Source organism: Pseudomonas sp. BP6, from assembly GCF_017875935.1.
In the GTDB taxonomy this organism is placed as follows: Bacteria; Pseudomonadota; Gammaproteobacteria; order Pseudomonadales; family Pseudomonadaceae; genus Aquipseudomonas; species Aquipseudomonas putida_Y.
In genome coordinates, this window is the sequence record NZ_JAGINI010000001.1 from 3,870,525 (window position 1) to 3,885,041 (window position 14,517).

Genomic DNA, 14,517 nt, shown 5'->3' on the forward strand with positions numbered 1-14,517 from the left:
ATGTATGGTCGCCGAGGGCTTTGCTCATCAGCCATCAACCGTCAATTGGTTTCCAGCTGATATGCCTTGCTCACGAACAACGCCGCAAACAGGCTCTTGCCTTCCTTGAAGGTGTACTGCTCTTCGAACTTGCCCTCCTCGACCAACTTCTGCCCGATGGCACATTCCGAGTCACTGTGGTTCTTGCCCTTGGAGCCAAAATCACTGCTCCACGATGACAGCCCAACCTCCTGGCAAAAAGCTGCGAACTTCGCCTTGGGGACTTGCTGCTGGTAATCGCTGAAAGCCTCTTTCAGCGGTTTGAAGCCGCTGTAGCTCACCGAGTAGTTCTCGACCTTTGCCTTGCGCGCAAAACCACTCACTGTTTCGGCCAATACCGACTGGCCGGTGTAAGGGCTGTATGCCCCGATCAGCATGGCACTGAGCGCACTCTTGAGCAGGGTTTCGACATCGTCCAGCTCCGGCAGCGACTGGAAGTCGGCCTTGCGCACGATCTCACCTACCTTGGAGCCATCGTTACGGTGGGTCACGACAAACGCCATCGAGCCTTCACCGTCACTGGAGCGCTTGATGGTGAAGTCCAGGTCAACCGTGGTGCCAAAATCGCCCGTACTGCTGACCAGAAACGCGCCTGTCACCGGCTGGCGGACCGCCATGTTGCCCCCCCAGGCGAACCCCGACTCAGTGGCCCGGCCATTGGCGGTCAGCTCTGCACGTGGCTGGATCTCGTCGCTGACATCAGCCACCAGAACCACTTCGGCGCCCTTGCTGGCAACGTAGGGGTTGGCCATCTGCATGCCGAGCAGCTGGATGTGAATGGTACCGTCCTTGCTGTCACCGTCGTGAGACAGCTTCAGCGAATCGGCTTTCAGGTATATGCCGGCAACCTTACGGCTGACGTTGAGCTGGTACTTGGCCCAACCCGCCAGGCCTTCTTCCGTCGAACTGCCGCGGACCGATTCCATCAAGCCTGACAGGCCGCGCATGAACTGTTGGGCGCCATTGGTCTGCGCCGCAGCTACACGGATCTCGGGCTCGGCGACGGTCAGGTTGCCCGAGAACGCCGAGTAGGAAATGTCACCCTCAGACAGTACATCCTCAAGGAAGTAACGCTCCTTGAAGTCGTCGTAGTAGGCCAGCGCAGCCTTCTTGCCCGAGCTGGAGACCATTGCATAACCACCGCCGAGCACCAGCACCGCCGCGGCCACACCGCCAATCAGCAGCTGCTTCTTGTTCATCTGTTTGATCATGGTGTTTGCCTCACTGGACCATCGCGGAAGCGTTGTTCCAGTCGTTCACGTACTTTTGGGAGACCTCGGGGGTCCAGCTGAAATCGATACCGGCGTTGGGGAATTCCTTGGCCAGTACGGCACCGAACGACACGCGGTCAGCACAGTGGTCCTGCTTGCAAGCCTCGGGCTCACCCACGCTGTAGGCCCGGTAGGTAGGCACGGCACGGCCGTCGTCCAGCGGGTAGTACGGCGTGGCGTTGGCCACCTGGGTCACGTACCAGCCTTCGCTGTATTCCTCGTCAGCGACCAGACGGCCCTTGCTCGGGAAGTCGATGGTGTAGAAGTCGCCCTGCGTGCCGGTAACGTGCACCATCATCGGCGCCACGCTGGCCGAGGTCGCAGGGTTTTGCTGCTCCAATGGCGAAGCGAAGCGCACCTTGATGCCGGCCATTTGTGCCAGCGCCTCGGTTTCACGCCCCTTGAAGTCGCTCATGCCATCCTGCAACTGCTGGTAACGCTCCAGTACGCGGGTATGCACGCGGGCCAGTTCCTGTTGGCGCTGACGCTCTTCACGCACCCGCCGCTGCTCACGCTGAACCGCCCAGTTCGTACCCTCGCGCACATCGAAGAACAGGCCCTGACGGTTGATGCCGATGCGGTTGCGGGTAATCTTCTGCGCGTCATTGCCCCAGATGTTGTTCGAGATCGCCGACAGGTCCTTGACGATGAACAGAGTGGCCACATCAGTGGTGGTCGGCGAGGTGGTCTTGATCAGGTCGAAGATTTCCAGCGCGGCTTCCTTGTACTTGACCGCGTCCAGTGCAAACGACTCGTCCGGGGTGACCACCACGTAGTACGGGTCGCTGCCGAACGGGCGCAGTACGCCGTAGCTGGAACGGCTGAAGGTCAGGTACACCTTCATCTGCCGGCCGGGGATTTCGCCCACCAGGAACGCGGCTTGGTCAGCTTGCGCGGTGAGGTAGGAAACAGCCTTGTTCTTCACCGCAGGCTCGAGGTTCCTGATGAAGATCAGGCCGCTCGGGTGCGCGTAGACGCGGTTCCAGTTATCACCCCGGTAGGTGCCCACGGCCTTCCAGCTGATTTTTTCGAAGCTGCCTTCGCCAAAGCCGGAGGCCGGGCACGGCATGGCCGGGGTGGTGCCGAACGACAGGGTGTCGCCGTCGCCGATGATCGACTTGCTGAGCACCCATTTGCAGCCGGCGCCGTCTGTTACCTGCATCAGGTTGCGGTTTTCCAGGACCACCGAGCGGCCGAAGTCCGAGGTGGGGGCTGCTGCTACTGCTGTGGCAGGGGCCGGGGCTTTGGTGGCCGGCGCAGGGGCCGGTTCTGCAGCTACGGCTGGGGCAGGCGCGGGAGCCGGGGCAGCTTCTGCTTTCGCGGGTGCGGCTTCAACTACCGCCGGGGCTGGCTCAGCAGCAGGGGCTGAAGCCGCTGCAGCAGCAACCGGTGCTTCTGGCTGCACAGGTGTCGGCACTGGCGCAGGTGCTGCAGCCGGCGCAGGGCCAGCTGCGGCAGGCGCGGCCGCCAGGGTCACCAGCCCCAGGTTGCTGGCATTGCCCGAGCCGCTGGCGTACAGGTTGCCCTTGGCATCGACCGCCTTCCAGCTCACCTTGGCGGTCGAGCAGTCCTTGGCGAACACGAACGGCAGCTTGGTCAGCAGGCCCGACAGCAGTTCCTGGTTATCCCAGGCCGGGCGGGTAATGGTCAGGTCGACCTGGGGCTTGCACCAGGTGGTGGCATCCCCAGGCACTTCGACCTTGATGTTGTCTTTCTTGGAAAAGGCCAGCTCGTGGGCGAACGCCTGCGGTACCAGACCACAAGCGCCGATCACTGCCAGCGCGAGCGCGTGCTTTTTCATGGAGTTCCTCAGATCAGTTCCCAGGTGCCATTGGCTTGTTTGCAGAAGGTGTTCTGCTCTTGCTCAGTCTTGCCGCTTTGCGATTTCAGGCTGACGGTGACCGGGCGGCAGGCCGCTTCGGCGGCAACTGTCTGGGTCGGCAGCGACTGCACCGAGTCCAGGTCGAAGCCTTGGGTTTCCTTGCTGGCAGCAACGTCCAGCTCGTCCAGGTTGACGGCTGGCGTTACGCGCTTGGCGACCGCTTGCGCCTTGGGCTCGACGTAGTTCTTGTGCACGTAGCCCACAGTCACGCCCTTGCGCCCGACCAGGATCCAGTCACCGGTGGAGCCCACGGCAGTGAATTCGGTGTGGTTCTTCAGGCTGCCGACCTTCTCGCCAGTCTGATTGGGCGCGGCGCGCACATTGAGGTTGTCGCTGGTGGTCACATACGGCTCATTGATCAGCTTCATCGACGGCACCGCCTGGATCTTCGGCGCGCGCTTGACCTCGACCTGCTTGGTCTTGGTGTATTCCTTGCCCGGCACGATCTGCGCGGTGGCGCCCGAATGGTCGGACTTCCAGGTCACCGGCTGGGCGCTGGCGGTGGTCTGCTGCTGGCTCAGCACCTCCTGGGTGCGCAGCGCCAGAGCCTGCTGGTCCTTCTCGTCCAGCATGTGGCCGATACGGTTGCCCATGTAGGCACCGATGCCACCTGCGATCAGGGCTGCGGCGATCTTGCCGTTACCACTGCCCATGGTCGAGCCGATGGCCACACCGGCCAGGCCACCGATCACGGTGCCCGCTTGCTCTTTGCTGATCCCGAGCTGTGCACAGGCCGTGGTAGAGGCGATGGCGACCGCCAGAAGGGACGCGACGAATTTCTTACGCAAGTGGAGCACTCCATTTTCGGTGGGGCGCACAGCCGCGTACCGCAGCCAATGGTTGGCGGCAGCATTCGAGTTTGTGCGGGGTTTTCAGAAAGTGTGCAGCACTGGCCGCAGACGACAATTCAGCCGTCCAGCGAGAGGCGCAGGGGGAGACCAGTACGGCGCAAAGCATCCAACGAATCCATGTCAGGAAGAGTTCATCGCCCAGCGCGCGTAATCATTACGGCGTGTGGCCTGGGCGTGAGTGGCGTATCAGAGGGCCGCATTGTAGCCCAAGGTGCCATTGGCAGTTCAAGACAAAATGTTGCAGGAAGCCTGTCTGATTGATTAGTAGAAATCCGTCCTACAACTTGTACTCAGAATTATCCCCTTCCTTGTAGGGCGTTTCCCAAACATACTGCCAACCCGCTCAAACGGTTGCGACGGATTCGGTCGCGCTCTAGTCTCGGCTCGTCGTTGTGAAATCAGCGACCGGCTTTGACAGGCCGACTACTCAAGTTTCCGTTGCAGCGCTTAATGGCAGCTGTGCATGGGGCACATTCGTGTGCGCCGGGTCCTTGGGTACCGGTCTGTCAACCCATGTATAGCTGCCTCCATTCGTTTGACAGCGTTGCCAGGCGGCTCCACTACCCAAGGAGCTTACATGCGCAAGACAGTCCCCGATCCACCCTACTCCCCCCATTCCACCCAGATCCTGCAAGACACCCTGGTCCAGTCCTCAGAGTACGTGCTCTGCGCCCTGTCCGTGGCCCGCCAATCCGTGCAACTCAAACCTACCGCCCACAGCTCGATCGTGATGCAGGCCGTGATCCATGAAATGGAAGCGGTACAGGGGCTGGTCGAGTCGGCGTTGATGCAGTTGCAGATGCGGCCGCATTTACCCACAGAGCCTTACACCTTGCATTAGCAGGTCAGGCCTCTTCGCGGGCACGCCCGCTCCCACAGGGTCATCACAGCCGTCACGCACTGCACAGTACCTGTGGGAGCGGGCGAGCCCGCGAAGAGGCCAGCCCAGGCAACCCAGAATCCAGGGAAACAAAACAATGCCCACCGACAACACACCAGAACCCACCACAGTCGGCAAGACCTGCTTCTACCAAGGCGAAAACAACACCCACCCGCTGTTCCGCATCGAACCCGGCATCCCCTGCCAGGACGCCCGCGAACAGGCTTCCGAACTGATGGGTTACGTGCGCGACCTGATCATCACCGGCCTGATGGACGGCGACCAGAAACTGATCTGGGCCTCGCATTACCTGAGCGCAATGGCCAAGGCGTTGTTGGATGATGCTGAGTTGGGGATGATGAAAAAGTAAGTACGAGGAAGCCCTGGAAACGCAAAATATCCCGGGGCTTCACCGATTGCATCATGTCGCAAGCGCACCTAAGCGAGCCCCCACGCTGACAGCTGGAGTGCGACATTCTCTACCGCCATGTAGTCCATTTCCCAAACGCTCAGCAAACCCGCGCTATCCGTTGCCAGCGCTCCGCTCGCGCCCTAGCCTCATCACGTCGCGGCCAAACCAAGCGCCGACGATGGGAGGCGAACATCGCTGCAGGCGTATACACCCGTTGCGTAATGGGCAACCCACTCCGTTTATAGAGCCGCAGGCCCACTCGGCCGCTCACTCATCGACAAGGAGTAGCCAGTAGGCTACATTCAATGCATGCCGAATCAGATAGACACAACGTCTGAATTTGACGATTGGCTAGATGGCCTAAAAGATCCAATTGGCAGAGGTGCTGTTTCCTTGAGGATTGCCCGAGCAGAAAACGATTGCTTCGGTGATATCGAATCCGTTGGCGAGGGTATCAGTGAGATGCGCGTATTTGTAGGCCCCGGATATCGAATCTACTTCGTTCGAACGGGCGCAATCCGCTACCTGATGCTCTACGGTAGCGATAAAACAGATCAACGCAGAGCCATCAAACGAGCAAAGGAAATTTTTGATGCTTTAAGAGGTAAAAAATGATGAGCAAAAAAATTTCGCCGCAAGACATGCCAATCCTTGATCTGGATTTGAGCAAAACAAAACGCTTCGAGGCCTCCCGGTTTCTCGACAGCCCGGAAACCATCGCGGCATTTCTGGCAGAGGCAATGAAGGCTAATGACGCTCAAACCCTGATGCATGCATTGGGTGAAGTGGCAAAAGCCAAGGGCGTGAATCAGTTTGCGCAAGACGCAGGGGTCAATCGAGAGTCTCTTTATAAAACGCTGAAGGGCGGAGAAAAGACCCGTTTCGCTACTATTCAAAAACTGATGGTTGCCTTAGGTGTAGAGCTCACGGTCAGGCCGCTCGAGAAGCTTCCGGGCTCTTGATTTAACCGCTCGGGCAATTAGCATGCTGGCTGTAAATCTTTGCCTTCCATAACGAAAAAGCCCCCGGAAGCTTTCGCTTCCAGGGGCTTGATCTTGTATGGCGGAGAGATAGGGATTTGAACCCTAGGTACTGTTGCCAGTACAACGGATTTCGAATCCGTCCCGTTCGACCACTCCGGCATCTCTCCAATGCCGCGCATCATACCAGCGTTCTTTTAAAACGCAAATCTTTTTTTCAAAAAAACCGCGTGGTATCAGGCGCTTGCGTGAACGCGTCGCTTACAGCGGCACGCCCAGGCGCTTGGCAACTTCTTCGTAGGCTTCGATCACGTCGCCCAGGCCCTGGCGGAAGCGGTCCTTGTCCATCTTCTTGCGGGTTTCTTTGTCCCACAGGCGGCAGCCGTCCGGGCTGAACTCGTCGCCCAGCACGATCTGGCCGTGGAATACGCCGAACTCCAGCTTGAAGTCGACCAGCAGCAGGCCGGCGTCATCGAAGAGCTTGCTCAGCACTTCGTTGACCTTCAACGACAGCTTCTTCATTTCCACCAGTTGCTCGGCGGTGCCCCAGCCGAACGCGACAACGTGGGATTCGTTGATGAAGGGGTCGCCCTTCTCGTCGTTCTTCAGGAACAGCTCGAAGGTGGACGGCTCCAGCTTGATGCCCTCCTCCACGCCCAGGCGCTTGACCAGGCTGCCGGCAGCGTAGTTGCGCACCACGCACTCGACCGGAATCATGTCCAGCTTCTTCACCAGGCACTCGTTGTCGCCCAGCAGCTTGTCGAACTGGGTCGGCACGCCGGCTTCTTCCAGTTTCTGCATGATGAAGGCGTTGAACTTGTTGTTCACCATGCCTTTGCGGTCGAGTTGTTCGATACGCTTGCCGTCGAACGCCGACGTGTCGTTACGGAACAGCAGGATCAAGCGGTCGGCGTCGTCGGTCTTGTAAACCGATTTGGCCTTGCCGCGGTAAAGTTCTTCGCGTTTTTCCATGATTGGGCTCCGCTTGCTTGAGGTGTTGGGCTAGGCGATTTCGCGCCAGTCGAGCCCGTGTTCCTGATTCGCCACCTGGAGCCAGTCCGGGTCGCACCCAAGGGTGTCGACGAAGCACTGGCGGGCCAAGTGTGGCAGGTTGTTCTTGCTGCTGAGGTGGGCCAGCACCAGGTGTTGCAGGTTGTTCCAGCCCAACTCGTGCACCAGGCGCGCGGCCTGGTGGTTGTTCAAATGCCCTTGCATGCCACCCACCCGCCGCTTCAAGAAGGCCGGATAGTGGCCGCGCGCCAGCAGGTCGCGGCAGTGGTTGGCCTCGATCAGCAGTGCATCCAGGCCCTGGTAACGCTCCAACAGCAGCGCGTCGTACGAGCCCAGGTCAGTAAGCATGCCAAAACGCCGCTGACCATCGCTCACCACGTACTGCAATGGCTCGTAAGCATCGTGCTCGACCCGCGCTGCGGTCACTTCCAGGCTCCCGATGCGCAGGCTTTGGCCACAAGCGAGAAAACCGGCCACCTCGACCGGCTTGCGCATGCCGCGCAAGGTCCCTTGGCTGAGGTAGACCGGTACATTGTAGCGCCGTGACAGCAAGCCGACCCCATGCACGTGGTCGGCATGTTCGTGGGTGACCAATACCGCACTGAGCTGGGCCGCCGACACACCGAGCAGCGCCAGGCGCCGCTCGGTTTCGCGCAGGGAAAAACCGCAATCGACCAGGATGAACGTGTCACCACTGGCGATCAGCGTGCCGTTCCCTTGGCTGCCGCTTCCGAGTACCGCGAAGCGCACTTAGCCCAGGTGGTCCTGAATGGCGCTCAGCACGCGGCGGGCGACATCGGCCGGAGCCACGGTGTTGATGTTCTTCTCGACCGTGACCTGCACGGTCTCACCCACCTTGCTCAGGCGAACCTGGTAACGCTCGGCACGGGCTTCACGCTCTTCCTTGGTCGGCTCGCTGCCGAACAGGCGGCTGAAGAAGCCAGGCTGGTTCTGCTTGTCGTCAGGCTTCTCGGACAGGTTGATGTAGTACAGGCCCAGGCTGCGGTTGATGTCTTCAACACGCCATTCGCCACCCTGCTCCAGGGCACGGCCCACGCCAGACCAGGCGCGGTCCAGGTCGGAGCCCAGATACAGTACCGGGTTGCCGCTGCCGTCTTCGCTCAGGCTGACGCGGCTGGGTGCGTCGAAATCGCGCGCGGCCAGCAGCGACACCGAACCACCCTTCTCGGCGCTGCGGTTCATGCTGGCAAGCATTTCGTCGACCAGCAGGGCATCGGTGCCGGTATTGCTGGAGGTGGACGGGAACGCAGGATCGGCAGTGCTGCCCGCCGGGCGCTCGACGCTGACCACATACACTTCGGAGGTGTTGCGCTGCACGCCAGGCTCCATGCGCACACGCACACGCACCTCGCTGTCACCGCTGCTGGCAGTGCTGGCCAGACGCTGGCCAAGCGATGCCGACAGCTCATCGAAACGCTGCCAGGTGGTATTGAACTCACCTGTCTGCGGACGCTCTTCAGCAATGCGGAAGCCGTTGTCCTCGAAGAACTGCCGGGCTACCGGCCACACTTCGGCTGGCGAATGCTGGGCCAGTACCCAACGGCTGCTGCCACTGCGCTGCAGGCTGTAGTCGGTGAGCTGGGCGGCACCGCCGGTCAGCGGTTGCGGGCGCGGCACTTCGAACTCACCCGCGACGTTATCGTCAGCGACGTTACGCGGAATCGGCAGCAGCGGGTCAAGGCGCTTGACGTTGCTGGCGTCCGGCGGCAGTTGCATCGGCGCGGTCGGGTGGGCCTGCAGGTAGTCACTGCCGCGGTCGCGGAAATAGCCATCCTCGCCCCACAGCCAGCCACACCCGCTGGTGCTGGAGATAATCAGGGCAAGGGCGGAAAGACCAGCCAGTCGCTTCATGCGGTGTACTTCCTCTTAAACCAGTACGCCGGACTGGCGCAAGGCAGTACGGACTTTTTCGTGGCAGCCTTCGCTCAGCCAGGTCAGGGGCAGGCGAATACCTTTTTGCATCAGGCCCATTTCGACGAGCGCCCATTTCACCGGGATCGGGTTGGACTCGCAGAACAGGTCTTTGTGCAGCGGCATGAGTTTTTCGTTGATTGCGCGGGCCTTCTCGGCATTGCCCTCAAGGGCGGCCTCGCACAGGTCGGCCATTTCGCGCGGAGCGACGTTGGCGGTGACGGAGATGTTGCCCTTGCCCCCCATCAGGATCAGCTCGACGGCAGTCGGATCGTCGCCGGACATGACGATGAAGTCCTTGCTGACGCCATCGAGGATGGCCTTGGCGCGGGCCAGGTCGCCCGTGGCTTCCTTGATGCCGATGATGTTCGGCACGGTCGACAGGCGGATCACGGTCTCGGCCTGCATGTCGCAGGACGTGCGGCCGGGAACGTTGTAGAGGATCTGCGGGATGTCGACGGCTTCGGCAATGTGCTTGAAGTGCTGGTACAGGCCTTCTTGCGTCGGCTTGTTGTAGTACGGCACTACCAGCAGGCAGGCGTCGGCGCCAGCGTTCTTGGCGTTCTGGGTCAGGTGCACGGCTTCGGCGGTGGAGTTGGCACCGGTGCCGGCGATGACCGGAATCGGCTTCTTGCTGTGCTTGACGCGCTCGACCACATGCTTGATGACCAGGATGTGTTCTTCGACATCCAGCGTGGCGGACTCACCGGTGGTGCCGACAGCGACGATCGCATGGGTGCCGTTTTCCAGGTGGAAGTCTACAAGTTTGTCGAGGCTAGCCCAATCAAGACGCCCTTGTGCATCCATGGGTGTGACCAATGCCACCATACTGCCCGCAATCATGTAACTGCTCCTGCCGGAAAAAGAGAGCGGTAATGGTACTGGGGGCATCGACCTTGCACAAGCGAAGCAGGCGGGTGGAGCATTCCCCTCGGCGGCTTATTTCGCTACCCTTGGCCCTTTGATCGGTGCAGCGCGGCCCGCCGGGCCGTCGACCTTGCTCCCCGCCAGCGTCCAAGACCTCGCATGCGAGCCCCGGGCCCTGCCGACAGGAGGCTTTTGCCCGTCCTGTGCCGACCGCTCATCGCTTTAGGAATGCTGCATGTCCACCCCCACCGTCCGCGAACAATTCCTTGTCATCAGTGCCCTGGGCCCGAACCCCATGGAGCTGGCCAACGTCCTCAGCCGCGCTGCCTTCGAAAACCGCTGCGCGGTGGTCACCTCGCGCCTGAGCCGCCACGGCGAGACCAGCGCTCTGGTGCTGCAGGTTGGCGGCAGCTGGGACGCCCTGGCACGCCTCGAATCCACCCTGCCAGGCCTGGGCAAGAAGCACGGCCTGACCCTCGACGTGGTCCGCAGCGCCGACCAGGAAGTGCGCCCGCAGGCCCTTCCGTATGTGGCCTACGTCAGCGCTGCCTACCGCCCCGACATCATCAACGAGCTGTGCCAGTTCTTCCTCGACCACCGCGTCGAGCTGGAAGCCATGACCTGCGACACCTACCTGGCACCGCAAACCGGTAGCAGCATGCTCAACGCCCAGTTCACCGTGATTCTGCCAGCAGGCACGCAGATCAGTTGGCTACGCGACCAGTTCCTGGACTTTGCCGATGCCCTGAACCTCGACGCACTGATCGAGCCATGGCGGCCACAGAACCCAATGTAAGGAAACCGATCATGGCTGTAGCACTCGATCAACCTGTCGCCGACTTCCAGGCCCAGGCCACCAGCGGGCAAACCGTCAGCCTTGCCGAACTCAAGGGCCAGCAGGTGGTGGTGTACTTCTACCCCAAGGACAGCACCCCAGGCTGCACCACCGAGGGCCAGGGCTTCCGCGACCAGCATGACGCCTTCGCCGCGGCCAACACCGTGGTATTCGGAGTGTCGCGTGATGGCATCAAGTCCCACGAGAACTTCAAGGCCAAGCAAGGCTTCCCGTTCGAACTGATCAGCGACAAGGACGAGGCCCTGTGCCAGCTGTTCGACGTGATCAAGCTGAAGAAGCTGTATGGCAAGGAATACATGGGCGTTGACCGCAGCACTTTCCTGATCGACAAGGACGGGGTGCTGCGCCAGGAATGGCGTGGCGTGAAAGTGCCCGGGCATGTGGATGCCGTATTGGCGGCCGCCCAAGCCTTGAACAAGGCTTGAAATTGAATGGGGCTGCCTTGCAGCCCTTCGCGGGCACGCCCGCTCCCACTGGAATTGTGCAGGGCCCAGTGGGAGCGGGCGTGCCCGCGAAGGGCCGCAGAGCGGCCCCAATTACATTCAAAGCATCGGTGAAACGCTAGGCTCCTGCTTGGGCCACGCATCCAGCACGGCCTTGATCAGCGTCGCCAGCGGGATGGCGAAGAAAATCCCCCAGAACCCCCATAGCCCGCCAAACAGCAGCACCGCGCAAATAATCGCCACCGGGTGCAGGCTCACCGCTTCGGAGAACAGCAGCGGCACCAGCACATTACCATCCAGCGCCTGGATGATCGCGTACACCGTCATCAGGTAGATGAACTGGTCGCCCCAGCCCCACTGGAACAGCGCAATCAAGGTGACCGGCACAGTCACGACCACCGCGCCCACGTAAGGCACCACCACCGACAGCCCCACCAGCAAGGCCAGTAGCGCTGCGTAATTGAGCCCCAGGCTGATGAAGGCAATGTAAGTGGCAATGCCGCAGATCAAGATCTCGATGCCCTTGCCGCGGATGTAGTTGGCGATCTGCCGGTTCATCTCGCTGCCCACCCGGCTCAGCAAGGTGCGCTGGCGCGGCAGGTAGCCGCTAACCCAGCGGCCAATGAGTTCGCGATCCTTCAGGAAGAAGAACACCAGAATCGGCACCAGCACCAGATAGATCATGGCATTGACCAGCAGTGGCAGGCTGGACAGCGAGAAGGTCAGCGCCCATTGACCAAACTTGCCAATTTCACCGCGCACCGACTCGATGGCGTGCAACACCTGCTCGTCCGACACCAGGTGCGGATACCGCTCCGGCAGCAGCAGCAACAACGACTGCCACTTGCCAAGCATCCCCGGCAGCTCGTTGAACAGCGTAATCAGCTGGTGCCACAGCAACGGCACCAGCACCAGCATGAACACCGCCAGCGCGCCCATGAACAGGGCGAACACCAGCATCACTGCCAGCCGTGTCGGTACCCGCACGCGCTCCAGGGCGTTGACCAGCCCCTGCATCAGAAACGCCAGCACCATGCCCGCCAGCACCGGCGCGAGCATGCCGCCCAGGGTGAGCACTGCGGTAAATGCCAGGAACAACAGGACCGCCAGCACCACTGCTTCCTCATCGGAGAAGTAGCGCTGCACCCAGTCGCGAAAGACTTTGAACATTGACGATCCTTGGAAAAGACTCAGGCCTTGCGCAGCCAGTAAGTGTAGGTACCGGCCTCGGCCGTTTCATGCAGCAGGGTATGACCGGCCAACTGGGCGAAAGTGCGGAAGTCGCGCTGCGAGCCTGCGTCAGTGGCGATGACCTTGAGCACCGCACCACTGGCCAGGCGATTGAGCTCCATCTTGGCCTTGAGCAGTGGCAAAGGGCAATTCAGCCCGCTGGCGTCCAGTTCGGCGTCGCAGGTCAGGGTGTTACTCATCGCAGGGTCTCCAAAGGCGTCGCCAGGCTGCTTCCTGGCATGGCTGGCTAGGATAGCGCCACTGGTCGTCAACGTGTGAGCCCGCTACAGTAGGTATCTTTGATCCGACGCGAGCTTCATGCATGAATCTACTGCGCCCTACCCTGCTGACGCTGGCCTGCCTGATGGCCCTTCCCGGCCATGCTGACGACCTGCCATCACTGGGTGATGCCAGTTCTGCGATCGTCTCGCCGCAACAGGAGCACCAACTGGGCCGCGCCTGGCTCAGCCTGCTGCGCGGCCAGGTCAATCAGCTCAATGACCCACAGCTCAAGGACTATGTCGAAACCAGCGTGTACAAGCTGGCCGAAACCAGCCAGCTGCAGGACCGGCGCCTGGAATTCATCCTGATCGACAGCCGCGAGCTGAACGCCTTCGCCGCCCCGGGTGGCATTGTAGGGGTCAACGGTGGGCTGTTCCTCAACGCCCAGACCGAGGGCGAATATGCCTCGGTGCTGGCCCACGAACTGGCGCACTTGTCGCAACGCCACTTCGCGCGGGGTGTCGAGGCTCAGCAGCGCATGCAGCTGCCGATGATGGCGGCGCTGCTGGCCGGCATCGTGCTGGCCGCAGGTGGCGCCGGCGATGCGGGCATCGGCATGATTGCCGGCACCCAGGCAGCGGCCATTCAGGAGCAGCGGCGCTTCTCGCGCCAGAATGAACAGGAAGCCGACCGCATCGGTATCCAGAACCTGGAAAAGGCCGGCTACGATCCACGCAACATGCCGACCATGTTCGAGCGCCTGGCACGCCAGTACCGGTATGACGCCAAACCGCCGGAATTCCTGCTGACCCACCCGGTGACCGAATCACGTATTGCCGACACCCGTAACCGCGCCGACCAGGCGCCCAAGGGTGGCATTGAAGACAGCATGCGCTACCAACTGATCCGCGCCCGGGTGGCACTGATCTACGAGGGCACACCGGGGCTTGCCGCCAAACGCTTCCGTGCCCAACTGGACGAAGACCCAAAGCTGGACGCTGCACGTTATGGCCTGGCCTTGGCGCAGATCAAGGGTGGGCGATTGAACGAGGCGCGTGAAATGCTCAAGCCGCTGCTGGCCAAGGCGCCCAACGACATCACCTACAACCTGGCACAGATCGACCTGGACATCACCAACAACCGCCTGGCCGACGCCCAGCAGCGCGCTGAGCGGATGCAGGGGCTGTACCCGGGCAACTACCCGTTGAAACAGGTGCGTGCCGACCTGCTGGTGAAACAGAACAAGCCGGCTGAGGCCGAGAAGGTGTTGAACGAGCTGGTGAAGAGTCGGCCGGATGACCCGGATGTGTGGTACGACATGGCCGAGGTGCGTGGCTTGTCGGGCAATACCATTGGCTTGCACCGGGCGCGGGCCGAGTACTTCACGCTGGTCGGCGACTTTGACCAGGCAATCCAGCAGCTGGATTACGCCAAGCGTCGGGCAGGCGGTAACTTCCCGCTGGCCTCACAGATTGACCAGCGCCAGCGCGAGATCATGGAGCAGCGGCGCATGGTTCAGGAAATGATGGGGCGCTGAAGGCGATTCGCGGGCAAGCCCGCTCCCACAGGTACTCCACCGCCTTGGTAAACGGTGCAATATCTGTGGGAGCGGGCGAGCCCGCGAAGAGTATGACGCGGTCT

General features: G+C 61.3%; 16 protein-coding genes and 1 tRNA gene. 7 read left to right on the top strand and 10 right to left on the bottom strand.

What is annotated here, in order from left to right:
- Positions 1–41 precede the first annotated feature (41 nt).
- Genes J3A98_RS17560 through J3A98_RS17570 form a run of 3 tightly spaced genes read right to left on the bottom strand, consistent with a single transcriptional unit; the run spans position 42 to position 3,980 of the window.
- The gene (locus J3A98_RS17560) at positions 42–1,250 is read right to left on the bottom strand and encodes a hypothetical protein (RefSeq protein WP_209967573.1); all 1,209 of its coding nucleotides are present in this window, start codon (positions 1,248–1,250) and stop codon (positions 42–44) included.
- 10 nt (positions 1,251–1,260) lie between these two features.
- Positions 1,261–3,111, bottom strand: coding sequence for a hypothetical protein (locus J3A98_RS17565; RefSeq protein WP_209967574.1), 1,851 nt, complete (start codon positions 3,109–3,111; stop codon positions 1,261–1,263).
- A gap of 8 nt (positions 3,112–3,119) precedes the next feature.
- On the bottom strand, positions 3,120–3,980 hold the full coding sequence (locus J3A98_RS17570; RefSeq protein WP_176685087.1) for an SH3 domain-containing protein: 861 nt from the start codon (positions 3,978–3,980) through the stop codon (positions 3,120–3,122).
- A 640-nt stretch (positions 3,981–4,620) separates the two neighbouring features.
- Here J3A98_RS17570 and J3A98_RS17575 point away from each other — a divergent pair.
- The 4 genes from J3A98_RS17575 (at position 4,621) to J3A98_RS17590 (ending at position 6,297) form a co-directional block, all read left to right on the top strand.
- Positions 4,621–4,884, top strand: coding sequence for a hypothetical protein (locus J3A98_RS17575; RefSeq protein ID WP_108190684.1), 264 nt, complete (start codon positions 4,621–4,623; stop codon positions 4,882–4,884).
- Positions 4,885–5,020: 136 nt separating this feature from the next.
- Positions 5,021–5,293, top strand: coding sequence for a DUF3077 domain-containing protein (locus tag J3A98_RS17580; RefSeq protein WP_021783348.1), 273 nt, complete (start codon positions 5,021–5,023; stop codon positions 5,291–5,293).
- Between the two features lie 351 nt (positions 5,294–5,644).
- Entirely contained in the window at positions 5,645–5,950 is a 306-nt protein-coding gene (locus J3A98_RS17585; RefSeq protein ID WP_041168334.1) for a type II toxin-antitoxin system RelE/ParE family toxin, read from the top strand.
- On the top strand, positions 5,947–6,297 hold the full coding sequence (locus J3A98_RS17590; protein WP_176685088.1) for an addiction module antidote protein: 351 nt from the start codon (positions 5,947–5,949) through the stop codon (positions 6,295–6,297). The genes J3A98_RS17585 and J3A98_RS17590 overlap by 4 nt, the downstream gene beginning before the upstream one ends.
- Positions 6,298–6,395: 98 nt before the next feature.
- Here the strand turns inward: J3A98_RS17590 and J3A98_RS17595 are convergent.
- From J3A98_RS17595 to dapA, 5 genes are all read right to left on the bottom strand, one after another.
- Positions 6,396–6,485 (bottom strand) — tRNA-Ser (locus J3A98_RS17595).
- A 91-nt stretch (positions 6,486–6,576) separates the two neighbouring features.
- The gene (purC, locus tag J3A98_RS17600) at positions 6,577–7,287 is read right to left on the bottom strand and encodes a phosphoribosylaminoimidazolesuccinocarboxamide synthase (protein ID WP_003254733.1); all 711 of its coding nucleotides are present in this window, start codon (positions 7,285–7,287) and stop codon (positions 6,577–6,579) included.
- 30 nt (positions 7,288–7,317) lie between these two features.
- On the bottom strand, positions 7,318–8,076 hold the full coding sequence (locus tag J3A98_RS17605) for an MBL fold metallo-hydrolase (protein ID WP_209967576.1): 759 nt from the start codon (positions 8,074–8,076) through the stop codon (positions 7,318–7,320).
- The gene (gene bamC / locus J3A98_RS17610) at positions 8,077–9,198 is read right to left on the bottom strand and encodes an outer membrane protein assembly factor BamC (RefSeq protein WP_209967578.1); all 1,122 of its coding nucleotides are present in this window, start codon (positions 9,196–9,198) and stop codon (positions 8,077–8,079) included.
- A 15-nt stretch (positions 9,199–9,213) separates the two neighbouring features.
- Positions 9,214–10,101, bottom strand: a complete 888-nt coding sequence (gene dapA / locus J3A98_RS17615; protein ID WP_176685091.1) for a 4-hydroxy-tetrahydrodipicolinate synthase — start codon at positions 10,099–10,101, stop codon at positions 9,214–9,216.
- Positions 10,102–10,360: 259 nt separating this feature from the next.
- Here dapA and J3A98_RS17620 point away from each other — a divergent pair, with 259 nt between their 5' ends.
- Both J3A98_RS17620 and J3A98_RS17625 read left to right on the top strand, forming a co-directional pair.
- Positions 10,361–10,921: a glycine cleavage system protein R gene (locus J3A98_RS17620; protein ID WP_003254741.1), complete on the top strand. Its 561-nt coding sequence runs from the start codon at positions 10,361–10,363 to the stop codon at positions 10,919–10,921.
- An 11-nt stretch (positions 10,922–10,932) separates the two neighbouring features.
- On the top strand, positions 10,933–11,406 hold the full coding sequence (locus tag J3A98_RS17625; RefSeq protein ID WP_003254742.1) for a peroxiredoxin: 474 nt from the start codon (positions 10,933–10,935) through the stop codon (positions 11,404–11,406).
- 117 nt (positions 11,407–11,523) lie between these two features.
- Here the strand turns inward: J3A98_RS17625 and J3A98_RS17630 are convergent, their stop codons facing one another.
- The gene (locus J3A98_RS17630) at positions 11,524–12,594 is read right to left on the bottom strand and encodes an AI-2E family transporter (RefSeq protein WP_021783345.1); all 1,071 of its coding nucleotides are present in this window, start codon (positions 12,592–12,594) and stop codon (positions 11,524–11,526) included.
- Between the two features lie 20 nt (positions 12,595–12,614).
- A complete protein-coding gene (locus J3A98_RS17635) occupies positions 12,615–12,854 on the bottom strand; it encodes a sulfurtransferase TusA family protein (protein WP_021783344.1) in 240 nt (79 codons plus the stop codon).
- 122 nt (positions 12,855–12,976) lie between these two features.
- Between J3A98_RS17635 and J3A98_RS17640 the strand changes: the two genes are divergently transcribed.
- A complete protein-coding gene (locus J3A98_RS17640; RefSeq protein ID WP_209967580.1) occupies positions 12,977–14,413 on the top strand; it encodes a M48 family metalloprotease in 1,437 nt (478 codons plus the stop codon).
- The last annotated feature ends 104 nt before the right edge of the window (positions 14,414–14,517 follow it).